Annotated in this window: 23 protein-coding genes; 10 read left to right on the forward strand and 13 right to left on the reverse strand. The window is 72.3% G+C overall.

Annotated elements, in window-relative coordinates:
* Positions 1-38 precede the first annotated feature (38 nt).
* The 3 genes from KALB_RS35405 to KALB_RS35415 are packed head-to-tail and all read right to left on the reverse strand — an operon-like array spanning position 39 to position 2,422.
* A complete protein-coding gene (locus KALB_RS35405; protein ID WP_148309781.1) occupies positions 39-923 on the reverse strand; it encodes a YML083C domain-containing protein in 885 nt (294 codons plus the stop codon).
* A gap of 59 nt (positions 924-982) precedes the next feature.
* Positions 983-2,014, reverse strand: a complete 1,032-nt coding sequence (locus KALB_RS35410; RefSeq protein WP_025360413.1) for an aminotransferase class V-fold PLP-dependent enzyme — start codon at positions 2,012-2,014, stop codon at positions 983-985.
* A gap of 21 nt (positions 2,015-2,035) precedes the next feature.
* Complete coding sequence (locus KALB_RS35415; RefSeq protein WP_025360414.1) at positions 2,036-2,422, reverse strand: SDR family oxidoreductase; 387 nt, start codon at positions 2,420-2,422, stop codon at positions 2,036-2,038.
* A 109-nt stretch (positions 2,423-2,531) separates the two neighbouring features.
* Here KALB_RS35415 and KALB_RS35420 point away from each other — a divergent pair, with 109 nt between their 5' ends.
* Complete coding sequence (locus tag KALB_RS35420; protein ID WP_025360415.1) at positions 2,532-2,942, forward strand: YjbQ family protein; 411 nt, start codon at positions 2,532-2,534, stop codon at positions 2,940-2,942.
* On the opposite strand, the gene KALB_RS35425 is transcribed toward KALB_RS35420, so the two are convergent.
* Complete coding sequence (locus KALB_RS35425; RefSeq protein WP_025360416.1) at positions 2,932-3,801, reverse strand: SAM-dependent methyltransferase; 870 nt, start codon at positions 3,799-3,801, stop codon at positions 2,932-2,934. The genes KALB_RS35420 and KALB_RS35425 overlap by 11 nt on opposite strands.
* Positions 3,802-4,018: 217 nt before the next feature.
* Here KALB_RS35425 and KALB_RS35430 point away from each other — a divergent pair, with 217 nt between their 5' ends.
* The 9 genes from KALB_RS35430 (at position 4,019) to KALB_RS35470 (ending at position 18,815) form a co-directional block, all read left to right on the forward strand.
* Complete coding sequence (locus KALB_RS35430) at positions 4,019-6,943, forward strand: ATP-binding protein (protein WP_025360417.1); 2,925 nt, start codon at positions 4,019-4,021, stop codon at positions 6,941-6,943.
* Between the two features lie 86 nt (positions 6,944-7,029).
* Positions 7,030-8,124: an alpha/beta fold hydrolase gene (locus KALB_RS35435; protein ID WP_025360418.1), complete on the forward strand. Its 1,095-nt coding sequence runs from the start codon at positions 7,030-7,032 to the stop codon at positions 8,122-8,124.
* A gap of 4 nt (positions 8,125-8,128) precedes the next feature.
* Positions 8,129-10,450, forward strand: coding sequence for an FAD-dependent oxidoreductase (locus tag KALB_RS35440; RefSeq protein WP_025360419.1), 2,322 nt, complete (start codon positions 8,129-8,131; stop codon positions 10,448-10,450).
* 30 nt (positions 10,451-10,480) lie between these two features.
* The gene (locus KALB_RS35445) at positions 10,481-11,758 is read left to right on the forward strand and encodes a condensation domain-containing protein (RefSeq protein WP_025360420.1); all 1,278 of its coding nucleotides are present in this window, start codon (positions 10,481-10,483) and stop codon (positions 11,756-11,758) included.
* A gap of 186 nt (positions 11,759-11,944) precedes the next feature.
* Positions 11,945-12,688, forward strand: coding sequence for a peroxide stress protein YaaA (yaaA, locus tag KALB_RS35450; RefSeq protein WP_025360421.1), 744 nt, complete (start codon positions 11,945-11,947; stop codon positions 12,686-12,688).
* A 47-nt stretch (positions 12,689-12,735) separates the two neighbouring features.
* Positions 12,736-14,901: a putative bifunctional diguanylate cyclase/phosphodiesterase gene (locus KALB_RS35455; protein WP_025360422.1), complete on the forward strand. Its 2,166-nt coding sequence runs from the start codon at positions 12,736-12,738 to the stop codon at positions 14,899-14,901.
* 53 nt (positions 14,902-14,954) lie between these two features.
* Positions 14,955-15,776 (forward strand): SAM-dependent methyltransferase, encoded by an 822-nt coding sequence (locus KALB_RS35460; protein WP_025360423.1) that lies wholly within the window; start codon positions 14,955-14,957, stop codon positions 15,774-15,776.
* 204 nt (positions 15,777-15,980) lie between these two features.
* A complete protein-coding gene (locus KALB_RS35465; RefSeq protein WP_025360424.1) occupies positions 15,981-16,940 on the forward strand; it encodes a serine protein kinase RIO in 960 nt (319 codons plus the stop codon).
* Positions 16,941-17,321: 381 nt separating this feature from the next.
* Positions 17,322-18,815 carry a DEAD/DEAH box helicase gene (locus tag KALB_RS35470; RefSeq protein ID WP_030108714.1) on the forward strand — a complete coding sequence of 498 codons (1,494 nt, stop codon included), beginning with the start codon at positions 17,322-17,324 and terminating at the stop codon, positions 18,813-18,815.
* A 91-nt stretch (positions 18,816-18,906) separates the two neighbouring features.
* On the opposite strand, the gene cobA is transcribed toward KALB_RS35470, so the two are convergent.
* The 9 genes from cobA to cbiE form a co-directional block, all read right to left on the reverse strand.
* On the reverse strand, positions 18,907-20,130 hold the full coding sequence (gene cobA, locus KALB_RS35475; RefSeq protein WP_025360426.1) for a uroporphyrinogen-III C-methyltransferase: 1,224 nt from the start codon (positions 20,128-20,130) through the stop codon (positions 18,907-18,909).
* Positions 20,120-20,737 carry a precorrin-8X methylmutase gene (locus KALB_RS35480; RefSeq protein ID WP_025360427.1) on the reverse strand — a complete coding sequence of 206 codons (618 nt, stop codon included), beginning with the start codon at positions 20,735-20,737 and terminating at the stop codon, positions 20,120-20,122. The genes cobA and KALB_RS35480 overlap by 11 nt, the downstream gene beginning before the upstream one ends.
* A 34-nt stretch (positions 20,738-20,771) precedes the next feature.
* Positions 20,772-21,485, reverse strand: a complete 714-nt coding sequence (locus KALB_RS35485) for a PIG-L deacetylase family protein (RefSeq protein WP_025360428.1) — start codon at positions 21,483-21,485, stop codon at positions 20,772-20,774.
* Positions 21,486-21,490: 5 nt separating this feature from the next.
* Positions 21,491-21,772, reverse strand: coding sequence for a hypothetical protein (locus KALB_RS35490; protein WP_025360429.1), 282 nt, complete (start codon positions 21,770-21,772; stop codon positions 21,491-21,493).
* An 8-nt stretch (positions 21,773-21,780) separates the two neighbouring features.
* Positions 21,781-22,008, reverse strand: a complete 228-nt coding sequence (locus KALB_RS35495) for a hypothetical protein (RefSeq protein WP_025360430.1) — start codon at positions 22,006-22,008, stop codon at positions 21,781-21,783.
* Positions 22,005-22,652, reverse strand: a complete 648-nt coding sequence (locus tag KALB_RS35500) for a hypothetical protein (protein ID WP_148309782.1) — start codon at positions 22,650-22,652, stop codon at positions 22,005-22,007. The genes KALB_RS35495 and KALB_RS35500 overlap by 4 nt, the downstream gene beginning before the upstream one ends.
* Positions 22,653-22,709: 57 nt before the next feature.
* Positions 22,710-23,651, reverse strand: a complete 942-nt coding sequence (locus tag KALB_RS35505) for a cation diffusion facilitator family transporter (protein WP_025360432.1) — start codon at positions 23,649-23,651, stop codon at positions 22,710-22,712.
* 71 nt (positions 23,652-23,722) lie between these two features.
* Positions 23,723-24,733 carry a cobalamin biosynthesis protein gene (locus KALB_RS35510; RefSeq protein ID WP_025360433.1) on the reverse strand — a complete coding sequence of 337 codons (1,011 nt, stop codon included), beginning with the start codon at positions 24,731-24,733 and terminating at the stop codon, positions 23,723-23,725.
* A complete protein-coding gene (cbiE, locus tag KALB_RS35515; RefSeq protein WP_025360434.1) occupies positions 24,730-25,926 on the reverse strand; it encodes a precorrin-6y C5,15-methyltransferase (decarboxylating) subunit CbiE in 1,197 nt (398 codons plus the stop codon). Before cbiE ends, KALB_RS35510 begins: the two co-directional genes overlap by 4 nt.
* Between the last annotated feature and the right edge of the window lie 4 nt (positions 25,927-25,930).

A 25,930-nucleotide genomic window follows, 5' to 3' on the forward strand; every position in this document is an offset into this window, starting at 1 on the left:
GTGGCACGGGGTGCCGAGTCCGACACCCCGTGCCAGCACTACTTCGCCTGCGTGCGCAGCGCGTCGTTGCTGATGTCCTTGAGCAGGGCGTTGTCCTGGTGGCCGCCGACGAACGCGGACAGCGCGATGGTGACGGTGCTGCCGCTGGCGCCCGAGGCGTAGCCGCCCTCCTGCAACTGGCCGGAGGTCGGCGCGCTGGGCACCTGCACGCCCTCGCGGATCAGGTCGGCGACGTTGCCGGTCTGGTCCCCGTTGGTCAGGGCTCGCAACTGCCCGGCCGAGGCTTCGTCGGCCATGCGCACCACGGCGACCGAGGTCATGGCCTGCAACCCGTCGGGCAGGGTGGTGCTGTAGACCGCGCGCAGCAACTGCTGGCACGGGTGCTGTTGGAAAAACTGCTGGGTCTTGCCGAAGGAGTGCGCGGCGCAGTCGGTGTCCGTGGCCGGACCGGCGACCCTGGTGAAGGTGTACTTGCCCTGGGTCGTGGCCGTGCCCTGCGGAGCCGCCGTGCCGCTCTCGTGGCCCGGCTGGAACGCCCACCAGACCAGACCGGAGACCAGCGCCACGCCGACCAGACCGAGCCCTTGGTACAAGCGGATCACGCCCTTGCCGCGGGCGGGCTGCTCGGTTGGCGGGAGGTACTGCGCGGGAGGTATGCCGTAGGGCGGCGTGCCCACGGGCGGCATGCCCTGTTGGGTCGTGCCCGAGCGCGACGGCCCCGGCTGCGGCATGCCCTGCGGGGGCGTGCCGTGGCCGGGTACGCCGAACTGGGGCGTGCCCTGCGGAGGAGTGCCCGGCTGAGGGGCACCCTGCGGGGGCGTGCCGAAGCTCATCGGCGGAAGCGGCGCTGTGTCGGACGGGCTGAGCCCGACCGGGCTGGTCCGCCACTTCGCCTGTTCCTGTGGTTGGTACGGATCCGACACAACTGACCACCGTAACGGGTGCGCCAAAGAGTGACGACCGGAGTAGCGGTCACGCACTGCTATTGGGCGAGTGCGTTCAACGCCACGTTCACGTCCTCGGCGGTGCTCGACAGCGAACACGCCAACCGCACCCGGCCGTCCCGCAGCGCGAAGCGGACCCCGGCCGCGGTGAGCCGGTCCTGTGCGTGCGCGGCGTCCAGGGAGATGATCGCCGACTCGCCCGGTGGCAGCCCGAGCCCCGCCAGCAGCGAGTTGGCCAGGCCGACGCAGTGCGCGCGCACCTCGGACAGGTCCAGGGCGGCGAGCCACGGCAGTGCCGCCGCCGCGCCGACCTGCGCGATCCAGGTGGGCGAGAGGTCGAAGCGCCGCGCGTCCTCGGCCAACCGGAGCGGCAGCCCGTAGACGGTGTCCCACCGGGACTCCCCCGCGTACCAGTTGGCGGCAAGCGGCCTGGTGAACTCGCGCGCGCTCGGGCTGAGCCAGAGCCAGGCCGCGCCCCTCGGGGAGAGCAGCCACTTGTAGGCGGCGCCGACCGCCCAGTCCGCCCAGCCGAGGTCGAGCGGCATCCAGCCCGCGGCCTGCGTGACGTCGAGCAGCACACGCGTGCCAGTGGCCTCGGCGACCTCGCGCACCGCGGCCAGGTCGAGCACGGACCCGTCGGCGGACTGCACGACGCTCACGGCGAGCAGGTCGTGATCGCACATCGTATGCGGTATGCGATCCAGGCTCTCCTCTGTCACGACAACCCCGCGGTGCGCCTGCGCGGCGAACGGGAAGCTCACGCTGGTGAACTCCGCCGCAGCGGTGAGCACCCTCGTGCCGTCCGGCACGCTCGCCGCGACCAGGGCCACCAGCTGCGAGACGCTGGCCCCGGTCGCCACCCCGGACGGGTCGACGCCGACCAGGTCGGCGAAAGCGGCGCGGGCGGCGGCAACCGGGGCGTCGAACGCGGAAGCGCTGTCCGAGCCGGTGCGCCAGCGGTGCAGGGCCCCCTGCACGGCATCGGCGACGAACGTGGGCGGCACACCGATGCTCGCGGTGTTGAGGTAACCGAGCGGGACGTCGAAGGTTTCGCCGAACGCGGTTCGCATGAGATCAACCTACGGGCGAACTCACCTCATCCGGACGGTGTTCCCGGTGACCGAGCGGGCAGCGGTCGAAGCGAGGAACGCGACCACACGGGCGACTTCCTCGGGCTGCGCCACGGTGAACAGCGCCGAACTCGCGGCGACGTGTGCGCGCACCTCGTCGGTGCCCCAGCCCGTGTCGGTGACGGGCGGGTGCACCAGGTTCGCGGTGACCCCGTGCGGCCCCAGCTCGGCCGCCGCCGACAGGGTGAAGTGCTCAAGCGCGGCCTTCGCGGCACCGTAGGACACCTCGCCGGGAAAGCCGAGCTCCCCACCCGAGGTCAGACCGATGATCCAGCCCCACGTGGCACCCCGTGCCAGGTAGTCGACCACCTCGTCCGGACCGGGCTCGCCCAGGTAGGCCACGAGCACGGCGACGTCCTGCGCGGCCAGTTCCCGCGCGATCGCCGCGCCGATGCCCCGGTTGGCGCCGGTGACCAGTGCGATGTGCTCAACGGCCGGGCAGCCTACGGTGGACCGCGTGCGCAGTGAGGAGATTCGGATCCGGACCGGCTCGACCGAGGTTGTATACGATCTGACGGAGGAGTGCGCCCGATTCCTCGCAGGGGAGCCGGGCGCCGAGGGCCTGCTGCACGTGTGGGTACCCCACGCCACGGCGGGCCTGGCGGTGCTGGAGACCGGGGCGGGCAGTGACGAGGACCTGCTCAGCGCCCTGGACCGGCTGCTGCCCCGCGACGACAGGTGGCGGCACCGGCACGGCACGCCCGGCCACGGTCGCGACCACGTGCTGCCCGCGCTGTTGCCGCCCTACGCCACGATCCCGGTGATCGACGGCCGCCTCGCGCCGGGCACCTGGCAGTCGGTGTGCCTGGTCGACACGAACGTGGACAACCCGGTGCGCACCGTTCGGCTGAGTCTGCTCAGGGGTTGACCGCGCGCACCAGCAGTCCCTCGACGAACTGCTGCCCCACCCCGGCCCGTGCGGCGCTGCCCTCTACCTCGGGGTCGAACACCGGCGGCACGGGCCGCTGGTAGGCGACCGCGCGCTCCGCCGGGTTGGTGGCCGAGGTCCGCCAGCCGCGCTGCGCGAGCCAGGGCAGCGGGTCGTCCCGAACCCCGTCGCCGACCAGGTTGACCAGGTCGACCCCGGACAGCTCGGTCATGCGGCGCATCAGCGGGGCCTCGAACACCGCGGGGTCGTCGTGTTCCAGGGCGATCCGGCTGCCGATCGCTGACACCGAGTGCACATCCGTGAGCAGTGCTCTCGCATCGGCCCCGGTGAGGTAGGGCAGCAGCCCCTCGGCAATCCACACCGTGCGCCGGTCCGGGGCGAAGCCCGCCGTCAGCAACGGACCCAGCCAGTCCTCGCGCAGGTCGGCCGGGACCACGAGCCGCTCGCAGCTCGGCACCAGCCCCGAGGCCTGGATCACCCGCTCCTTGAAGGCCAGCACCTCGGGCAGGTCGAGCTCGAACAGGCGCGCCCCCGTGGGCAGGTCCAACCGGAACGCGCGCGCGTCCAACCCGGCGCCGAGCACCACCACCTGGTCGCAGCCCTCGGCACAGGCGTGTTCGGTGCAGTCGTCGAAAAAGCGCGTACGAATCGCGAAGTAGTCACCCACCAGGGCGGCCGGTTCCGCCAGCTCGGACTCGGGCAGCCGGTCCATTCCCGCGGCTTCCACGAAGAACCGGGCCAGCGGGTCGCTGAACAGCCGGTCCGCACGAACGCTCTCCCTGGCCCGCCCGAGCGCGACCCAGAGCGCGGTCGAGCCGACGTCGGTCAACTCGGTCATATCCGCCAATCAATCAGGGTGTGACCACACTGTCCATAACCCACACGGGGGTAAGCACAGTCACAGGACCGGAAAGTCGACAAAAGATTCTCGTTTTCCGTCCAACGGGATTCCGTGATTGCGTTTGCCGCAAACACGCCCACTTGCCCGGTGCGGAAAAGGCTGGCATTCTTGGCGCGATGTCCACCACAGTTCCGCCCGCAGCAGGAGTGTCGCCGTGACCGGCCGTCGCATGCCAGGGCACCCGACCAAGGACAACTCCGGGCGGCAACCCCTGGTGGGCCGCAAGGACCCGCTGCGAACACTGGACCGGGCGCTGGACCGGTGTGTGCGGGGCACCTTCCAGTTCACTCAACTGGTCGGCGAACCAGGGGTGGGAAAAACTCGCCTGCTGGTCGAAGTCGCCGAGGCTGGGCGCAAACGCGGCATGGTGACCCTGCTCGGCCGGGCTTCGGAGTTCGAGCAGGACGCCCCGTTGGCCGCGGTGGCCGAGGCCCTGGACGACCACCTGGAGCACCTGGGCAGCAAACTGGCGGACCGGCTCGACGAGTCCGAGCGCAGGCTCCTCGGCGGGGTGTTCGCCGGGCTGGCCACCGAGAGCCACTCCGAACCAGTGGAAATCGGTGCGCTGCGATATCGACTGTTCCGCGCGGTGCGCACCCTGGTGGAATTGCTGGCCGAGTCCGGCGGGCTCGTACTCGTACTGGACGACGTGCACTGGGCCGACGAGAGTTCGGTGGAACTGCTGGACCACCTGTTGCGCCACCCGCCTCGGGGAAAGGTGCTCATCGCGGTGGCGTACCGGCCCTCGCAGGCCTCACCCCGGCTGGCCGCCGCGCTGGGGCTGGCTGAGGGGGTGCGCGGGGTCCGCGTCGACGTCGGACCGCTCTCCCGCGAGGAGGCCGAGGAGTTCCTCGGCAGCGAGGTCAACCGCAGCCACCGCAACTGGCTGTACGAGGCCAGCGGCGGCAACCCCTTCTACCTGGAGGCGCTGTCCCGCATGGGCAGCGGCAAGGTGCCCGCCCCGCGCGAGGCCACCGGTGACGACATGGACATCCTCACCGAGGTGCCCGACACGGTGCGCGCCGCGCTGCTGCTGGAACTGACCCGGCTGCCGGACACCGCCCAACTGGTGGCCAGGGCCGCCGCCGTGGTCGGCGACGAGTTCGAACCGGCCTCGATCGCGGCGGCGGCCGTCATCGAGGAGGACGAGGCCCTCAAGGCGCTCGACGAGCTGGTCGCCAGGGACGTGGTGCGACCGGAGTCCGGCGCGCGCTTCCGGTTCCGCCACCCGCTCGTGCGGCACGCGGCCTACGCCTCGGCGCTGGCCGGGTGGCGGGTGGCCACGCACGCGCGGGCCGCCGACTTCCTGCGCACGCGCGGCGCGCAGGCTCAGGCGCTGGCGCACCATGTGGTGCGCTCGGCGTCCTTCGGCGACATGGCGGCGGTGGCAGTGCTCGCCGACGCCGCGGCCGCAGTCGGCTCCCGGGCACCGGCCACGGCCGCGCACTGGCTGAGCACCGCGCTGCGGCTGCTGCCCGCGACCCCGCAGACCCTGGCCACCCGGCTGAACCTGCTGGTGTTCCTGTGCATGGCGCACTCGATCAGCGGCCAGTTGCGGGCAGGCCGGGACGCCGCCCGTGAGGTCCTCGCCCTGTTGCCGCCCGAGGACTGGGCGCGGCGGGCGGGCGCCGCCAGGATGTGCGCCACCACCGAGCGCATGCTGGGCTCCCCGGAGGCGGCCAAGTCGGTGCTGATGTCGGAGCTGCGCAGGCTGCCCGATCCGCACATGGCCGAGGCCGCCCCGCTGTACCTGCGGCTGACCGTGGAGAACATGGGCACCGGCGACAACCCGGAGGCCATGCGGCTGCTGCACGAGTTGGCGGCCATGGAGCTCGACCCCTCCACCACGTACGCGGCGGCGGCGCTGCGGCCGATGCCCGCCTACACCGCGGGCGACACGACCGCCGCGCTGGCCTACCTGGACGAGGCGGGTCGGCTGATGGCCCAGCTGGAGCCCGCGGAGATCGCGCCGTGGCTGGACATCACCGCCTGGCTCTGCTGGGCGGAGATCATGGTGGGCAGGCACGACAGCGCGCTGGAGCGGCTGGAGCGCACCATCGAGATCGCGCGTTCCTCCGGGCAGAACTACGTGGTGTCCTACCTGTACGCCAGCAAGGCGTTCGCGCTGGGCCGGTTGGGGCGGCTGACCGAGGCCATCGCGCTGGCCGAGGAGGCCACCGACATGGCGCGGCTGGTCGACTCGGGCGAGACCCTGACGATGGCGCTGACCGCGCAGACCCTCGTGCTGAGCTGGGCGGGCGACTACCACGCCGCGCTGCGGGCGGGTACCGAGGCGGGCGAGGTCTGCGGGCCGAGCCGGGTCTGGTGGTCGGTGATGGCCCGCTGCGCGCGCAGCCTGGTGTTGATCTACTCCCGGGACGTGGCCGCCGGGCGCGCGGCCGTGGAGGCGGCGTGCGAGGAGTTCGAGTCCGGCGCGCGGGACGAGACCCTGCTGCTGGTCTGTCTGGAGGCGATGGCGCACGCCGAGGCCACCAGCGACACACCGGACGCCGCGAAGCCGCTGGCCGACCGCGCGGAGCGGGCAGGCCACCGGGACAACCCGGTGAACACAGCGGTGGCCTGGCTGGTGCGGGCGCATGCCACCGGCGGTAGTGACCCGGCCGGGTCAGCCGCGCTCGCGGCCCGCGCCGCCGAGGCCTTCGCCGCGACGGGCCTGCGGCTGGAGGAGGGCCGGGCGCGGCTGCGCGCGGGCCTGAGCCTGGTCACCGCGGGCGAGCGCGAGCGGGGGCTGGCCGAGCTGGCCACCGCGGCCGAGTTGTTCGCGCGCTGCGGGGCGCGCGGCTTGCAGGCGCAGGCCGCCAGCGCACAGCGCAAACTGGGCCAGCGGGTCCCGGTCCCGCGCGGGCGCAGGCCGGAACTGCCGTTCGGGCTGTCCCCGAGGGAGATGGACGTGGCCCGGCTGGTCGTGGAGGGCCGCACCAACGCGCAGATCGCCGAACGCCTCTCGCTGAGCCTGCGCACGGTGGAGACGCACCTGTCCCACGTGTTCGGCAAGCTGGGCATTCCGTCACGCGGAGGACTCGGCAGGCTGCTCGCGCCGTACCTCGATCAGCCCTGATCCTGCCCTGACGGACGAAGGCGACCACGCAATGTCGTGGGTTACCACGATGGAAATCCGTGGACTCGTCCGACAGGGTGATGGCCATGGAACGCCAGATCCCGTTGTTCACGCTGGATGGTGTGCGTGACGCTGACGTCTCCTCGCACCCTGTCACCACCGAGGACGGACTCGGCCTGAACCTGGTCCGGTTCCTGCGCGAACCGGGCGAAGACGTCGTGCTCCTGGTGCACGGCCTGACCTCCTCCACGGACATGTTCGTCATGCCCGAGCACCGCAACCTGGTCAGCTACCTGTTGGACAACGGGTTCGGCGAGGTGTGGACGCTGGACTCCCGGATGAGCAACCGGCTGCCGTACAACCTGGCCGCGCACCGGTTCACCCTCGACGACCTCGCCCGCTACGACTACCCGGCGGCGCTGGCCGAGTTGCGCGCGCACGTGGGCGACCGGCGGGTGCACGTCATCGCGCACTGCCTCGGTTCGGTGTCGTTCCTGATGAGCCTGTTCGGCGGCGCCATCCGGGACATCGCCAGCGTGGTGGCCAACAGTGTGTCGCTCACTCCACGCGTGCCGGTCTGGTCCGCGCTGCGCCTGCTGGCCGGTCCGGACGTGGTCGAGTACGGGCTGGGCCTGCCGTACCTGGACCCGCAGTGGGGCAGCGCGCCCCGGTTCACCCGCGGCTGGCTGGCCGCCAAGTTCGTGTCGCTGACGCACCCCGAGTGCGCCGTGCCCGCGTGCCACATGCTCAGCACGATGTGGGGCTCCGGCTGGCCCGCCATGTACGAGCACGCCAACCTGCTGCCGGTGACGCACGCCCGCGTCGGCGACCTGTGCCAGGGCTCCGGCATGAACTACGACCGCCACGTGCGCAAGATGGTGCTGGCCGGGCGGGCGGTGAAGTACGACGCCACCGACCCGCGCTACCTGAACCTGCCCGCCGACTACCTGAGCGGGATCGACGAGGTGAGCACCCCGCTGCTGCTGATGACGGGCCGGCACAACCGGGTGTTCGCCGACTCCCAGCAGGTGTTCCACCGCAAGCTGGAGAAGGTGGCGCCGGGCAGGCACGAGCTGCGGGTGCTGCCCGGCTACGGCCACCTCGACCCGTTCATCGGCAAGCACGCCGACCTCGAGGTGTTCCCGCACGTGCTGGACTTCCTGAAGCGGCAGGCGGTGTGAGGCCGTGAACACCGAACACGCCGACGTGGTGGTCGTGGGCTCGGGCTTCGGCGGCTCGGTCAGCGCCTACCGGCTGGCCGCGGCGGGACTGTCCGTGGTGCTGCTCGAGCGGGGACGCGCTTACCCGCCGGGCAGCTTCGCCCGCACTCCCGCGGAGATGCGCCGCAACTTCTGGGACCCGCAGCGCCGTACCTACGGCCTGTTCGACGTGCTGGAGTTCCGCGGCTTCGACTCGCTGGTCTCGGCCGGGCTCGGCGGCGGCTCACTGATCTACGCCAACGTGCTGCTGCGCAAGGACGAGCACTGGTTCGTCCGGGACGAGCCGGTGCCCGGCGGCGGCTACGAGACCTGGCCGGTCAGCCGGGCCGACCTGGACCCGCACTACGACGCCGTGGAGCGGATGCTCAGCCCCGTGCGCTACCCGTTCGAGCACCCCGTCTACGCGGACACGCCCAAGACGCACGCGATGCGCGAGGCAGCGGCCGGGCTCGGGCTGGACTGGCAACTGCCCCCGCTCGGGGTGAGCTTCGCGCCCCGCCCCGGCGCGGAACCGGGTATCGGGCTGCCGATCATCCCCGCGCCGTACGGGAACCTGCACGACGCGCTGCGCCGGACCTGCCGGTTGTGCGGGGAGTGCGACGTGGGCTGCAACGACGGCGCGAAGAACAGCCTGGACCACACCTACCTGTCGGCGGCGGCCGCCGCGGGCGCGGACCTGCGCACGCTGTGCGAGGTGCAGGCGCTGCGGCCCGGGCCGCGCGGCGGCTACCAACTGCGGTACCTGCGCCACGACCCGCTCACCGGTGAGGCGGTCTCGCAGCGCATCGACTGCGACCGGCTCGTGCTGGCGGCGGGCACGTTCGGCACGACCCGGCTGCTGCTGGGCAACCGGGCGCGCCTGCCCGGTCTGAGCGACGCGCTGGGCACGCGCTTCTCCGGCAACGGGGACGTCATCGCGTTCCTGCTGCGCGCCCACAAGGACGGCGTGCCCCGGCCGCTGCACGCCAGTCGCGGACCGGTGATCACCAGCACGCTGCGGGTCCCCGACGGCCTGGACGGCCACCCGGGCACCGGCCGCGGCTTCTACCTTCAGGACGCCGGCTACCCGCTGTTCCTGGACTGGCTGGTGCAGAGCGCGGACCTGCCCGGCGAGGTGGCCAGGATGGCCGCGTTCGCGGCCAACCGGGTCGGCGCACTGGTCGGCTCGCTGCTCGGCCGGAACTCGCCCGACGACCTGGAGCACGGCATCGGTGCGCTGCTGGGCGACGGCACGCTCTCGGTGAGCTCGCTGCCGCTGCTGGGCATGGGCCGGGACGTGCCGGACGGGGTGATGCGCCTGCGCGACGGGGAACTGGACGTCTCGTGGACCACCGCGACCAGCCGGGAGTACATCGACCGGGTGCGGGCCACGATGCGGGCCATCGCGCAGGAGCTGGACGGGGAGTACCTGGACAACCCGCTCTGGCTGCGCAAGCGGACCGCGGTGGCGCACCCGCTGGGCGGCGCCCCGATCGGCCACCACCCCGGCGAGGGGGTGTGCGACCCCTACGGGCAGGTGTTCGGCCACCCGGGCCTGTACGTGGCCGATGGCGCGGCCATGCCCGGCCCGGTCGGCGCCAACCCCTCGCTCACGATCGCCGCACTGGCCGACCGCCTGTGCGATCAGCTACTGGAGCGCGGCAGGCCGGGGAGGACCTGCGCGCCCCCCGGTCGGCGCCGTTCAGGGGGAACGGCGCCGACCGGTCGCCAGGTGCCGGCCCGCCAATTCGGGGGTCGGGCCGGCACCGCCGCCCTGTCGTTCACCGAGGAGATGACCGGGGAGCTCGACCTCGGTGAACGACAGGGGGTCCTGACGCTGGACCTGACCGTCACCGCCATCGACGTGGACCGGTTCCTGGACTCCACCCGGCACGAGGCGCGCGCCACCGGCTGGGTGGAGTGCGCCGAACTCGGCGGGCGCCACCGGGTCACCGACGGGGTGGTGAACCTGATGGTGGACGGGGAGGGCCAGAACCTGAGCCGGATGCTGTACCGGCTGCCGCTGACCGACAACACGGGGCGGCGACTGGTGCTGGAGGGGCACAAGGACCTGCGGGCCGGACCGCTGACCGCGATCTGGCCGGACACCACCACCCTGCACGTACGTCTGCTCGACGGCGAACTCACCCTCGGCACCGGCGTGGTCCGGCTGAGCACCCGGAGCTTCCTCCGGCAGCTGGGCACGCTGCGCGCCAGTGGCCCGAGTCCACTTCGGACCCTGGAGCGGTTCGGCGCGTTCTTCCTGTGCTCGTTGTGGCGGGTCTACCGGCCACGGATCTCGGCCTAGCACTCCAGGTTTCGACGGGGGATTCTCGAGGTGACCACCTTTTCCGCCACACGCTGGCCGCTGTCGGCCGCACAACAGGGCATCTGGTCGGCGCAGCAGCTGGAGCCGGACAGCCCGGCACACACCGTCGCCGAGTACGTGGACATCAGCGGACCGCTGCGGCTGCCCGAGTTCGAGGCGGCGGCGTACCAGGCCGTCGCAGAGGCAGAGACCCTGCACACCCGCTTCGTCGAGGACGGCGGCCAGGTGTGGCAGCAGCTGCTGCCTGCCGAGTCCTGGCGGCTGGGGCTGATCGACGTCAGCGGGCACGGGGACCCGGTCGGCGCGGCCCTGGACTGGATGCGCACCGACCTGGCCCGTCCGGTGGACCTGACGCGCGGGCCGCTGTTCGGGCAGGCGCTGTTCGCCCTGTCCCCGAACCGGTTCCTCTGGTACCACCGCGCACACCACCTCGCGCTGGACGGCTTCGGCCTGTTCCTGCTCAACCGCAGGGTGTCCGAGCTGTACTCGGCGCTGGTCAGCGGTACCGGCACCGGGGGCGAGCCGTTCGACCCCTTGCGCCCCGTGTTCGAGCAGGACTCCGCCTACCTGGGCTCCCGCGGGCACGAGCGGGACCAGCGGTTCTGGACGCAGCGCTTCGCCGACGCACCGATCCCGGTGACGCTGGCCGGTCGCGGCGCCCCGGCCGGCGCGCTCCCGCTGCGGCGGTCCACCGCGCTGTCCCCCTCGGTGATGGACGGCTGGACCGACGCGGCGCAGCGCTGCGGCACCAGTTGGGCCACCGTGGTGACCGCCACCGTCGCGACGTACCTGAGGCACATCACCGGCGCGGGCGAGGTCGTGCTCGGCCTGCCCCGGCTGTGCCGCAGGCGATCACTGTCGCTGAACGTGCCGTGCTCGGCGGCCAACGTGGTGCCGCTGCGGGTGCGCACACCACCCGGAGCGGGTCTGCACGAGCTGTCCCGCGCGGTGGCCGACGAGGTGCTCGCGGTGTGGCCGCACGAGCGGTACCGGTCGGAGTGGCTGCGTGCCGAGCTGCACCCGGACACGCCCACGCGAAGACTCCACGGGCCAGTGGTCAGCGTCAACCCGATCGGGTACGAGCTGTCCTTCGGCGGTCACCGGGGCACGGCACGTCCGCTGTCCCGCGGAGCGGTGGACGACCTGTCCATCACGGTGCAGGGCGGTGACATCGGCACGGGTCCCCGCGTCGACCTCGAAGCGAACCCCGCGCTGTACTCGGCCGATGACCTGACCGTGCACATGAGGGCACTGCTGGACCTGCTCGACACGGCCGCCGACTGCTGAGGGGCAGTTCCGGCCCTGTCGCCTGTTCAGTTGTGGGGTCGAGCAATCAGCACCACCTGCCTCCCTGTTGTGCGACCGAAGCTACGCCGCACCCCTGACAATCCGAGCCGCGCTCGCACACGGCAGGCGCGACACGGGCGGTACTGGGACGAGGTGCCCGCGAGTGGCTGACTAGCCTTGGGCACTGTGCTGGTGCTGCTCCCTCCCTCCGAGACGAAGGCCGACGGTGGCCTCGGGTCGCCGCTCGACCTCGACGCGCTGTCCTACCCCGAGCTCGGACCGGCCAGGAGAAAACTCAGCGCAGCACTGGTCGAACTGGCCGCCGACCTGCCCGGGAGCCTGGCGGCGCTGGAGTTGTCTCCCCGCCAGGCGGCCGAGGTCCAGCGCAATGCCGAGCTGTTCGACTCGCCGACGATGCCCGCGCTGTCCAGGTACACGGGGGTGCTCTACGACGCGCTGGACGTACCCGGGCTGACCAAGGCCGAACTGGCCAGGGCGCACCAGCGGCTCGCCGTGGCCTCGGCGCTGTTCGGGCTGGTGGCCGCGGGGGACCCGATCCCGGCGTACCGACTGTCCGGCGGCAGCGTGCTGCCGGGCATCGGCGGGCTGCGCGGACTGTGGCGCTCCGAGCTGGAACCCGTGCTGGCCACGGCCGACGACCTGGTGGTGGACCTGCGCTCGGGGGCTTACGCGGCGCTGGCGAAGGTGCCGCACGCGATCACGGTGCGGGTGCTCAGCGAGGACGGTGCGGGGCGGCGCAAGGCCGTGAGCCACCACAACAAGGCGCACAAGGGCAGGCTGGCCCGCGCGCTCGCGGCCACCAGGTCCGAGCCAAAGTCCGCGGCCGGGGTCGTCACCGTGGCACGCCGTGCCGGGCTCGTGGTGGAACACACCGGGCAACAGTGCCTCGATCTCGTCGTGCCGGCCTGAATCGGGCTAAGGTCATCCGAACACCGCGCACAGGCATGAGAGGGGTCATGGCTGACGAGCAAGAGCCGTCGGCGAGAGACCACGAGCAGGGTGGGGCACTGGACCCGGGCCTTGCGGAGTTCGCGCGCCTGTGGACCGGCGCGGTCATCACCACGAGCAACGTGCCGCTGTCGCGCAAGGAGCTCCGCGGCATCCTGACCGGCTTCGCCGAGGTGCTGGCCGAGTCCCTGCGCCGGGCGGACCCCGAGGCGGTCACCGAGATCGGCCGTGGGTTGGTGGCCGCGCAACTGGTCGGGCCGCACGCACTGGACGCCACGCTGCGGGTGGTCGGCAGGTCGCTGCCCGCCGCGGCCGGCCTGCCCCAGTGCCCGGAGACCACCAACCAGGTGATCGACCTGCTCGGCGCGCTGTCCGCCGGGTACATGGACGCGTTGCGCGAGCACATCTTCGGGCAGCAGGAGACGATGAAGAAGGCGGTGTTCCGGGCCCGCGACGCCGCCGAGCGCGCCCTGCGCGCCAGCGAGCGGAGGTTCCGCACGCTGTTCAGCGAGTCCGTGGTGGGCATCGCGATCGGGGACATCCAGGGCCACATCGTCAGCTCGAACCTGGCGCTGCAGGAGATGCTCGGCTACAGCGCAGACGAACTGCGCCAGCGCACCGCCTACGACCTGATGCCCGCGCAGGACGCCGAGGACATGGCCAAGGCGTACCGCAAGCTCATCAACGGCACCTACACCTCGCTGCGCTCCGAGCAGCGCATGATCCGCGGAGACGGCGAGCCCATCTGGGTGCACATCGCGGTCACCCTGATCCGCGACGAGAACGGGCTGGCCGACTACCCGGTCGTCATGATCGAGGACATCACCGACCTGCACCTGCTCCAGGAGCGCTGGCGGCACCAGACCCTGCACGACCCGCTGACCGGTCTGCTCAACCGCGCGCTGTTCCTGTCCAAGACCGAGACGGCCATCGGCGGGCTGGCCCCCGGTGAGCGGGTCGGCCTCGCGGTGTTCGGCGTGGACGGCTTCGGCGTGGTGAACGGGGCCCTGTCCGACGAGGTGGGCAACCGCGTGCTCAAGACCATCGCCGACCGGCTGCGCGGGACGGTGGACGAGGACACCGGTCTGCTGGCGCGGATCAACGGCGACCGCTTCGGCATGCTCGTACTGCGCTCCTCGGCGCGGGGCGTGGTCGAGGTGGCCGAGCGGGCGCTCAAGCGGATCAGCGAGCCGATCGCCGCGGAGGGCAGGCAGCTGTCGCTGACCGCCAGCGTGGGCATCGTGGAGCGTCCGGCGGACCGGGCGGAGCCGACCGAGCTGCTTCGCGACGCCGAGATGGCGCTGGGCTGGGCCAAGCTGGAGGGCAAGGCGCAGTGGGCGCTGTACGAGGAGGACCGGGGCGGGCCGGAGCGGCGTGCGCTCGAGCTGGCGACCCAACTGCCGCAAGCACTGGTGGACGGCCAGCTCTCACTGGAGTACGAGCCGCTGGGCAAGCTGTCCGACCGCACGCTTGCCGGGGTCGAGGCGCGCCTGACCTGGGAGCACCCGGAACTCGGCGTGCTGGGCCCAGAGGAGTTCCTGGCCGCGGCCGAGCGGACCGGCCAGGTCGGCGTGCTGGGTCGCTGGGTGGTGCGCGAGGCGGCCGAGCAGGCCGCGGCGTGGGCTGAGGAGTTCGGCGAACAGGCCCCGGTGGTGTGCATCGGCCTGCCCAACCGGCAGAGCTGCGACCAGGACCTGATCCGCCAGTTGATGTCCGTGGTGGACCAGACCGGGGTGCGACCCGAGCTGCTGCAACTGGAGGTGGACCAGAGCGTGGTGCGCGACCGGGACGGCGAGCCGCTGGAAGCGTTGTCAGTCATGGTCGACAACGGGTTCCGGGTGGTCGTGAGCGGGGTCGGCGCAGGCGGTTCCGGTCCGCTGGCGCTGGCGGGGCTGCCGGTGCACGGCATCAAGCTGGCGTCCGGTTTCGTGGCCACCCTCGGTGACGGGGACAAGCCGGATCCGACGGCCGAGCGGGCGATCGGTACCGCGGTCTCGCTGGCGCACCTGGCCGAGCTGACCGTGCACGCCGCGGGTGTCGACCGCGAGCAGCACGCGGCCACGTTGCGCGAGCTGGGCGTGGACGTGGGCCAAGGCCAGCACTTCGGGCCTCCGGCGCTGCCGTTCGAGGTCGAGCCGATGATCACCTCGGGGACGGTCGACCCCGAGTGGTGAGTGGTCCGCGAATCGAGATGATCACTAGGCTGCCCGCGAGTCACGGAGGTGCGATGCGGGTGAATCGTCCTGACTGGGCGCCGAGGGACGTCGACATGGACCGGGCCAGCGCTGCCCGGCTCTACGACTTCTTCCTCGGCGGCAGCTTCAACTTCGAGGTCGACCGCGAGCTGGGCAGGAGGGTCGCCACCGTGGCCCCGGCCGTGTTCGACTTCGCACGGTTGAACCGGGCCTTCCTGCGCAGGGCCGTGCGCTTCCTGGTCAGCCAGGGCGTCACCCAGTTCCTGGACATCGGCTCCGGCATCCCCACCGCGGGCAACGTGCACGAGGTCGCCCAGCGCGTGCGGCCCGGCTGCCGGGTCGTCTACGTGGACAACGACCCGGTCGCGGTGGCGCACAGCGAGGTGCTGTTAGCGGGCAACCCGCACGTGGTGGCCGTGCAGGCCGACATGCGCGATCCCGGGGCGCTGCTCAACGACCCCGGCACGGCGCGGCTGCTGGACTTCAGCGAGCCGATCGGGCTGCTGATGGTGGCCGTGCACCACTTCCTGCCGCCCGCCGACGAGCCCGAACGGCTGATGGCGCGCTATCGCGAGGTCCTGCCGCTGGGCAGCTACCTCGCGCTGTCGCACATCACCAGCGACGCGGTGGCCGAGCAGGTCAGTGCGCTGGTCGAGCTGTACCGGGAGAGCACGCACCCGGTGACGGTGCGGTCCAAGGCCGAGGTCGCGACCCTGTTCGAGGGGTTCGAGCTGGTGCAGCCCGGCCTGGTCTTCACCCCGCAGTGGCGGCCCGAGTCCCCGGAGGACCTGGACGAGCACCCGGAGCACGCCGGGGTGTACGCCGGGGTCGGGCGCAAGTCGGCCCTCGGTTAATCCGGTTGCGCACGGCCGCCCCGCACCGGCATCGTGCTCATCGTTCAGCGGATCGGTTCTCTTCGAGGAGGTGCCCCATGTCGACGACTGCCGTCCGGGACGTGGCCGAGCTCCGTCCCACCGCCCCGCTGGCCGCGGCGCTGGATCACTAGATCGCGCCGACCCGCCGGTGGGGTGACACTTCCCACCGAGGAGAACTCTCCAGTGCGCGAGCACGACTTCGAGTACGACCGTGATTCCGACCTGCCCGCACGCGCCAAGCGCCGTCGTCGCGGGCGCTTCGACGACGAACCCGCCCCGGAGCGGCGTGGGCGGCTCACCGAGGAGGCGCGGGTCCGGCTGGCCGCCGCGCGCGCCGACGCCCTCGACGCCGAGGAGCTGCCCGAGGCCGCCGACCGCTGGTCGACCTGGGGTGACGGCGACCAGGGGCCACTGCCCAGGCCCGACTGGGTGATCACCGAGCTGGGCGCTGTCGACCACGAGCTAGGCACCGTGAAGACCGGCAAGGAGGCCGACGTGCAGCTCGTGCGGCGGTCCCTGCCGGGCACCGACCGGGTCAGCCTGCTGGCCGCCAAGCGGTACCGCAGCAACGACCACCGCATGTTCCACCGCGACGCGGGGTACCTGGAGGGCCGCCGCATGCGTAAGTCGCGCGAGATGCGCGCGGTGGCGACGCGCAGCTCCTTCGGCCGCAACCTGATCGCCGAGCAGTGGGCGGTGGCCGAGTTCGCCGCGTTGAGTCGCTTGTGGACGGTCGGCGCCCCGGTCCCGTACCCGGTGCAGCGCAACGGGACCGAGCTGCTGCTGGAGTTCCTCGGCGAGCAGGACGGCTCGGCGGCGCCCCGGCTGTCCCAGTTGCGCCCCGAGGGTGCGCAGCTGCGCAGGCTGTGGTTCGAACTGGTGGACGCGCTGCACGTGCTGGCCTCGCTCGGGCTGACGCACGGCGACCTGTCCGCGTACAACCTGCTGGTGCATCGGGACCGGCTCGTGCTGATCGACCTGCCGCAGGTGGTGGACCTGGTGGCCAACCCGCGGGGCATGGACTACCTGGTACGCGATGTGCGCAACATCACCACCTGGTTCACTTCGCGCGGGCTGCCCACCGGGTTGGCCGACGCCGAGGAGCTGGTCAGCGAGCTGCGCGCGGAGGCGGGCATGGCCTGAGTCCTTGCTCACCTTGTCGGCCCCTGTGGACATGGCGAACCGGCTGATCAGGTATGGTTGAACTCGCACCGAGCTGGCGCGCGGAACGAGAGCTTCCCCGCCATGCCCACAGGGGTAACGACGCGGTGCATCCACCCACCATCGGCGTCATCGAATGCCGGGCTCGTCCTTGTGATCAACCGCATCAGCGCTGCTCAGCGCCAGGCGCGGGGCCTCCCCGAGACGTGCCACGTTCCGGAAGGTCTGTCTGTGCCCGTTCCTTCGTCCGACCGCCGCTACGGCAACGCCCCGCGCAACAACCGCAGGCGCCAGCCGAACCGGCGTGGTCCCAAGCCTGTCGAGGCGTACCAGTCGATCGTGTCCGACCACGTCGAATCGACCATGCCCGAGGGGCCGCTGCCCACCTTCGCCGAGCTCGGTCTCGCCCAGCCGCTGCTGGACGCCCTGACCGCCAACGGCATCACCGAGCCCTTCCCGATCCAGGCCGCCACGCTGCCCGACACACTCGCCGGGCGCGACGTGCTGGGTCGCGGGCAGACTGGCTCGGGCAAGACGCTGGCCTTCGGGCTGGCGCTGCTGTCCCGGCTGGCCGACGGCCGGGCCAAGCCGCTGCACCCGCGCGGCGTCGTGCTGGTGCCCACCCGTGAACTGGCCATGCAGGTCAGCGACGCGCTGACCCCGTACGCCCGCGCGCTGGGCCTGTGGTGCCGCACGGTCGTCGGCGGCACCTCCTTCACCCGGCAGGCCGACCAGCTGCGTCGCGGTGTCGACCTGCTCATCGCCACCCCCGGGCGGCTGTCCGACCACGTGCGGCAGGGCACCTGCGTGCTCTCCGACGTGGAGTTCACCGCGCTGGACGAGGCCGACCAGATGGCCGACATGGGCTTCATGCCCCAGGTGCGGGCCATCCTGGACCTGACCGCCCCCGGCGGCCAGCGGCTGCTGTTCTCCGCGACCCTGGACCGGGACGTGGACAAGCTGGTCCGCGAGTACCTGACCAACCCGGTCGTGCACTCGGTCGCGCCGCCCACCGGCAGCGTCACCACCATGGAGCACCACCTGCTGATGGTCTCCTCGGACGACAAGCCCGACGTCATCAACGAGGTGGCCGCCCGCGAGGGCCGCACGATCATGTTCGTGCGCACCAAGCACCACGTGGACCGGCTGGCCAAGAAGCTGCGCTCGATCGGCGTGCACGCCGGTGCGCTGCACGGCGGCAAGGCACAGAGCGCCCGCACCCGCGTGCTCAACGAGTTCCGCGAGGGCAGCACCCCCGTGCTGGTGGCCACCGACGTGGCGGCCCGTGGCATCCACGTCGACGACGTGAGCCTCGTCGTGCACGTGGACCCGCCGGCCGACCCCAAGGACTACCTGCACCGCGCCGGTCGCACCGCGCGCGCCGGGCAGTCCGGCACCGTGGTCACCCTGGTGACCCACGACCAGCGCCGCGCCGTGCACGGGCTGACCGCCCGCGCGGGCATCAAGCCGACCAGCACCCAGGTGCGCCCCGGCGACGAGGAGCTGGTTCGCATCACCGGCGCCCGTATCCCCAGCGGTGAGCCGGTGGCCGAGTTCGTGCCGAAGAAGCGCACGCCGCGTCCGGCCGGTGCCGGTGGTGGGCGTCGTGGCTTCGGTGAGCGCGGCCGATCCGAGCACGGTGGCCGTGGCTACGGCGAGCGCAGCTACGGGGACCGGGAGCACGGCCCCCGTGGTGAGCACGGTCCTCGCGGCGAGCGCGGCGGTTACCGGGGCGGCAGTGGCCGTAGCGGTGGCGGCGAGCGTGGCGGTTACCGCGGTGGCGAGCGCGCAGGCGGCCGTGGTGAGTTCGGTGGCGGCCGTCCGGAGCGGCGCCGCACCTTCGAGCACAACCACTGAGCTGGGCACTGACAGGGCGGGGGTCGCTTCCGAGCGGCCCCCGCCCTGCTGTGTCACCGGAAGTCAGACATGACACCCGGTGACATAACCATCACTCCGTGATGAGCTCGTCGCTCAGTGCCGCGACCGGTCCGATCACGATGATCGCTGGCGGGCGGATCTCGTGGGCGGTCACGTCCTCGGCGACCCGCGCCAGGCTCGTGCGCAGCACCCGCTCGGTGCGCATCGTGCCCTCCTGGATGACCGCCACCGGGGTGTCCCCAGGTCGGCCGTTGGCGCACAGCACCTCGGCGAACGCGCGGATCCGCTCCACCGCCATCATCAGCACGATCGTGCCGGTGAGCCTGCCCAGCGCGGGCCAGTCCACCAGCGAGCGCTCGTCGTCCGGCGCGACGTGACCCGACACGACGACCACCTCGTGCGCGACCCCGCGGTGCGTGACCGGCACGCCCGCCATCGCGGGCACCCCGAAGGCGCTTGTCACACCGGGTACGACCGTCACCGGCACGCCCGCCTCGGCGCAGGCGATCAGCTCCTCGAACCCGCGCCCGAACAGGTAGGAGTCGCCGCCCTTGAGCCGGACCACGAACTTGCCCGCCTTGGCGTGCTCGATCAGCGTGGAGTTGATCACGTCCTGGCTGGCCGCTCGGCCGTAGGGGATCTTCGTCGCGTCCACGACCTCGACGTGCGGCGGCAACTCGTCGAGCAGCTCACGCGGCCCGAGCCGGTCGGTGACCACCACGTCGGCGCTGGCCAGCAGCCTGCGCCCGCGCACGGTGATCAGCTCGGGGTCACCGGGTCCGCCGCCGACCAGGGCGACGCCAGCCAGGCGGCCCAGTTCGGGCCGGTCCAGCACACCGCCGGTGCGCAGCGCGCTGAGCACGCCGTCACGCACCGCGGCCGACCGCCTCGGCTGCCCGCCGGAGAGCACGCCCACCAGCAGCCCGTCGTGCTCGCCGACCGCGGGTGTGACGGCGCTGCCCTCGGTGCCCGCGTCGGACCGCACGCAGAAGATGCGGTGCCGCTCGGCCTCGGCGGCCACCGCGGCGTTGACCTCGGTGAGCTGGGTGCAGGTGATGGCGTACCAGGCGCCGTCCAGGTCACCGTCCTCGTAGGGACGCGCGTGCCAGGTGAGCTCACCGGCATCGGCCATGGCCTGCACGGCAGGCGTCACGTGCGGTGCGATCACCTCTACGGCCGCACCGGAGGCGACGAGCCGGGGAAGCCGGCGCTGGGCCACGGTGCCGCCGCCGACCACGACGACCCGTCGGCCGACGAGGTCGAGGCCGACCAGGTAGTGCTGCTCAACTGACATGCGCGCAAGCCTCCCCCGGAGCCGACCGCTCCCGCATCAGGGCGTTGATCACGGAACCGGCGATGGCCGCGCCACCACGCTCCGTCACGGTGCTCAGCGAGGGCAGCCCGGACCGGCGCAGCGCGGCCTTGGCGTCCACGGAGCCGACGAAGCCCACCGGCACGCCGACCACGAGGGCGGGCCGCAGCTCACCGGTCTCGGCCAGGCGGATGAGCTCCATCAACGCGGTGGGCGCGTTGCCCACGGCCCACACCGCGCCCACGGGGTGTGCCCGCGCGGCGAGCCGGATGCCCGCCGCGGAACGCGTGGTCTCTTCCGATTTCGCCAGCTCGGCCACACCGGGTTGGTCCAACCCCACGACGGCGGGGTGCGGGGCCACCGCCGCGGCGAGCATGCGCACGTCCACCACGAGCGGTGCGCCCGCGAGCAGCGCGTTCCGGCCCGCGAGCAGCGCCGCCTCGTCCGCGACCACGTCGCCGACCCAGGTGGTGTCCGCGAGATTGCATACGATGTGCTCGACGACGGCTCGGGTCAGTGGCGGCAGGTGCGCGGTGTCCACCCTGGACCTGAGGATCCGGTGGGACTCCGCCTCGTACGGGGAGGTCACGGCGGGGAATCCTCGCCGCGCGCACCTGGCCGGGTCAAACCGGGATCAGCTCGAACGAGGTCGCGAGCACCCCGCCGAACCGCTTGCCCTCCGCCTCGGCAGCTCGGCGCAGGAACTGATCCGGCTCGGCCATGTCCCCGCCGAGCGCGGCGAGGTAGGCGCGGTGCTCCTTGAGCGAGGCGACGGCGAGGTCGAACGTGTCGCTGATGTCCACGGCGTGCGTGGACTGCGGCGAGGAGGCCACGGCCACCCAGCGCACCCCGCCCCACGGGTCCAGGTCCAGCTCGCGGAAGATCCAGCGGTTGGCCGCGTCGCGCACGGCGTCGAGCACCGCAGCGCCGACGTTGCGGTGGTCGGCCATGTTCAGCCACCCGCCCGGCCAGTACTCGCGGTGGTTGCCGGTGATGACCAGCTCAGGCCGGAACCGGCGGATCGCGGCGGCGATGTCCCTGCGCAGCGGCACCCCGTACTCGATCACGCCGTCCGGGTGGTCGAGGAACTCCACCTGGTCCACGCCCACCACGGCCGCGCTGGCTACCTGCTCACCGACCCGCAACGGACCGGCACGCTCGGGCTCGACACCGTCGATGCCCGCCTCGCCCCTGCTCACCAGCAGGTAGGCGATCTCCTTGCCCTGGCGGGTCCAGCGCGCGATCGCACCGGATCCGCCGTACTCCAGGTCGTCGGGGTGCGCGACCACCGCGAGCGCGCGCTGCCAGTCCTCGGGTACCGGTTCGTAGTCCTGCACGGGGCTCAGGATCGCATGAGGATGCGCGCGGAAAGAGCCTTGCCGAAGCAGCTCGTGCTCACCAGTCCGTAGCCCTGCTGAATGTATACGATCCCGCTATACTGCTCGGTGCCGTCAACGCAGCGCAGCGCGAGCTGGAAGCTGCCGGTGCCGTGACACCACCCGGTACCGGAATTGCCCTCGACGCGGGTGTCGCAGTCGTGCAACCCCTCGGCGGCGAGGGCGGTGCCCGCGCCCAGGCCGGTGGCGAGTACGGCTGCGGCCAGTGCTGCGGACGCGGTGCGCATCGAACTCCTCAGGCTTCAACCGGCTCGGGCTTGGTGTCCGCCGACTTGGTGGGTTCCACCTCGACCCCATCGGGACCGACCACCACCGGCACCTTCGGAACAGAAGATTCCTCACGTTCCTGGGCCGCCGACCTCGCCCGCCGCACCGGCACGAGCAGCGCGACCGCAGTAAGCGCGGATCCGGCCAGGAAGGACACCAGGCACAACAGGAACACCTGGGTGAACAGCCACATCATCGGGGACTCCCCTGCACGTGGGTCTTGTCGACGACCACCCCGGCACCGAACAGCCGAGTGAGCAGGTCGACGGTGTTGGCTCGGCGGGCGTCGTCGGGCATCACGCCGTCCAACTGCACACGCCCCTCGGCGGCCGACACGCTGACCTCGACCCCCGGCTGCACGGTCAGCACCGACACCAGCGCGGCGGCGGCCGTGGTCGTCATGGCGAAGTCGGCGCCCTGCGCGGTCGAGGTGTGGTCGACCAGCTCACGGCCGTGCGAGTACTCGGCGACGGCCCGCACGAAGCGCTGGCGCCACGCCTCCTGCTGGGTCGTGCCGGTCACCACGACGTGCTGGTCCGTCACGTCGATCTTGAGCGGGCTCAGCCTCGGCTCGCGGGCCACCACCGAGCCGACCCGGTCCACAGCGCCGACGGCCTTCACCGTGTCGGCGATCCGCTCGTACGGCACACCACTCAACGTGACGTCACGTCCGCTGACGACGGCGGTGGCCCCGGCTTGGCCGCCGCTGGCCAGCACACCCCGGGTCGTGGCGAGCACCTGCTCCTCGATGCCCGCGCCTTGGGCCGCGACGCCAACCACAGCGAGCACCGCGGGGACCGCCACGGCGCCGGTGAGCCAACGAGCCGTCCACGGGTGCACGCACCGGTTCTACCTGCTGCGATGCACCGGCCCGCACACCAGCGGCACGACCCGCAGTCAGTTCACCCGTTGGTGCGCGACCAACTCCTCGTCGGCGCGCACTCCCGGATGTGGGTGCACGTGCGCGCGGACGAGCCGGTGCACGCCGTGCAACAGGTGGTGCTCCACCTCGTGCGCGACGCAGTGCGCGTCGACCAGACTCAGTTCGCGGTCCACGACCACGGTCAGCTCGGCCAACTGCCCGTGCCCGGACCAGCGCAGCCGCACGTCCTCCACCGCGAGCACGCCCGGCACCTCACCGGCCAGGCGCTCGGCCAGGTCCACCACGGTCGGGTCGGCGGCGTCCATCAACCGGGCCAGCACCTCCCGCCCGGCGCCGACCAGCACCAGGACGATCAGCACGGCGACGCCGAGCCCCACGAGCGGGTCCACCCAGCCCCAGCCCAGCGCGGAGCCACCAGCGGCGACCAGCACGGCCAGCGAGGTGAACCCGTCCACGCGGGCGTGCATGCCGTCGGCGACCAGCGCCGCGGAGCCGATGCGCCGACCGACCCGGATCCGCCAGCGCGCGACGGCCTCGTTGCCCACGAACCCGAGCACGGCGGCGGCCGCGACCACGGGCAGTTGCGTCACGGCCTGCGGCTGCACGAGCCGCTGCACCGACTCGGTGACCGCCAGCACGGCGGACACGGCGATCAGCGCGAGGACCGCCAGCCCCGCCAGGTCCTCGGCACGGCCGAAGCCATAGGTGAACCGCCTGGTCGCCACCCTGCGCCCCAGCGTGAAGGCGACCGCCAGTGGCAGTGCGGAGAACGCGTCGGCGAGGTTGTGCAGGGTGTCGGAGAGCAGCGCGACCGAACCGCTGCTGAGCACGACGAGGCCCTGCACGAGCGAGGTGAGGATCAGCACCGCGAACGAACCCCACAGCGCGCGCATGCCGCTGCGGCTGCTGGCGAGGTGCGCGTCCACGACGTGTCCGTGGCCGTGTCCGGTTCCCATGCGGCAAAACTACCCCAGAACAGTCCACTGTGGACTAATGCAGGGCTTACGCAGTAGCAAAACCCTTGCGGTTAAGGACGGATCCGTGCTGCCGCAACGGTCACGTTCTCGCCCTTGATCTTGGGTACGACGAGCTCCACGCGCTGCCCGCCCGCGAGCAGGGTGGCCGCGTGCAGTGCGGCGGCCTCCGCCACGCTCGGCGTGCCCGTCTCGGCCAGCACGACATCGCTGGGGTTGGGCACCGGGACCTGCGCCAGGGTGGCCGCCGGGTAGGTCAGCAGCCGAGGTGGGGCCTCACCGGCACCGCCGTCGCCGTGCCAGAAGCTCCAGTCGTCGATCGCCTGCAACACACCGCGTTCCTCGGCCTTGAGGTCGATGCTGGCGAAGGCCCGCACGGCGCGCAGGTCCAGCCCGAAGTCCCACTCCAGCTTGGACAGCGCCGAGGACACCTCGTCCCCGCTCACCCCGCGAGAAGCGCCCAGCCCGACCACCAGCGTCCTCGGCACGACCCGCAGGACCTCGCCGACGCCCTGGTCGCCGACCCGGTCGTCGATCTGCACCGTCCAGCGCGCGACCTGCGTCGGCCCCAGGTTGTCCGGCAGCGGCCCGAGCGGGAGCTCCAGCGGGTTGAGCAGCCGGATCGGCTCGCCCTCCAGCAGCGCCGCGGCGCACCCGGCCAGGTCTCCGTCCACGGAGGCCTCCAGCCCGGCCACCAATCGCTCCAGGGCGGTGTCGCCGGTGGTGTCGTGGCCGACCGAGGGCACGGCGGTGCGGTCGAGCACCTCTGCGATGCGGTCGGCCAAGGCGTTGCCACCGCCCGAACTCCCGCCCGCGAGCACCACCACGAACTCGTTCACGCACACGATCGCCGGGGTCGACTCGGCGCTGCCCAGCAGTGGCGCGATCACCCGGACCGCGGCCCCGGTGGGCATGAACAGCACGACGGCGCCAAGCCGTCCCCACAGGCGTTGCAGGGCCTGGCCGATCGGGCCGTCCCCGATCACCGTCTCCGGCCCGAGCCGGGCGCCCAGGTCCACGGCGGCCTTGCGCAGCTCGGCGTCCACGGCGAAGATCCCGATCACGACTTGACGCCCCAGAGCAACGTCACCGGGTTGACCGCGGCGAGCCTGCTGGCCCCGTCGGGCAGTTCGGAGATCCGCGCCGCCGAGAGCTGCACGCCCTCCACCGCGTACCCGGCCTCGCGCAGCGCGTCGCGGGCGGGGGCGATCCGGTCCAGTGCCGCCAGCGAGACGACAACCCGTTGTGCGCCAACGGTTGTCGCGGCGCGCACCACCTGGGTTCCGCCGCCGCCGACGAAGATCGAGTCGGGCTGGGGCAGTCCGGTGATCGCGGCCAGGAACTCCGCCTCCACGATGCGGACGTCCACCCCGTGCGTGGTGGCGTTGGCGATGATCCGCACGCACTGCACGGGATCGCGCTCGATGGCGATGGCCGCGGCCCCGAACCGGGCGCACTCCACCGCGACCGCGCCGGACCCGGCGCCCACGTCCCACACCAGGGTTCCCGGTCGCGGCGCCAACCTCGCCAGGGCCACGGCCCGCACCTCGGCCTTGGTCACCATGCCGTCCCGGTGCGCGAACGCGTCCTCGGACAGGGCCCAGCTGCCACCCTCTGGCATGACCTCGCCACCGGCCAGCCAGCCCCGTTCCGGCACGGTCTCCGGTTCGGCCAGGCACAGCACCACGTTCGGTTCGCGCCACGTCCTGCTCGCGGCAACCGAAGCGTCCACAGTGGACACTGCCTCGTCACCGCCGAGGTCCTCGGCCACGATGAAGGTCCTGCGCCACCCGGCCAGCCCCGCACCGAGTTCGGCAGGCCCCGCACCGGGCGCGGTCAGCACCGCGACGGCCGGGCGCGCGCGGCACACGTTGAGCGCCTGGCGCAGTCCCCTGCCGTGCGCGCTGACCACGGTGAGGTCGTCCCAAGGCCTGCCCAGCGAGGCGGCCAGCCGTTGCACGCTGGACGGCGCGGGCAGCACCTGGGGCCGGATCCCCTTGTCCCGCAACGCCCTGAGCACACCGAAGTAGCCGGGGTCGCCGGAGGCCAGCACCACGGCCTGCCCGTGCTCGGGGGTGTGCGCGGCCAACGCGGCCAACGCGGCGTCCAACGCACCCAGTTCGAGGGTGGTGGCCCCGTTGGTGGCGTGCGCCGCCAAGTGCCGTCGGGCACCGACCACCAGCGTCGCCTTCTCCAGCAGTTCCGCCCCACCCGGTGGGAGCGTACTGCCGTCGACCCCGACCACGGTGATGGTCATGTGA

The organism is Kutzneria viridogrisea DSM 43870 (genome assembly GCF_000525635.1).
In the GTDB taxonomy this organism is placed as follows: domain Bacteria; phylum Actinomycetota; class Actinomycetes; order Mycobacteriales; family Pseudonocardiaceae; genus Kutzneria; species Kutzneria viridogrisea.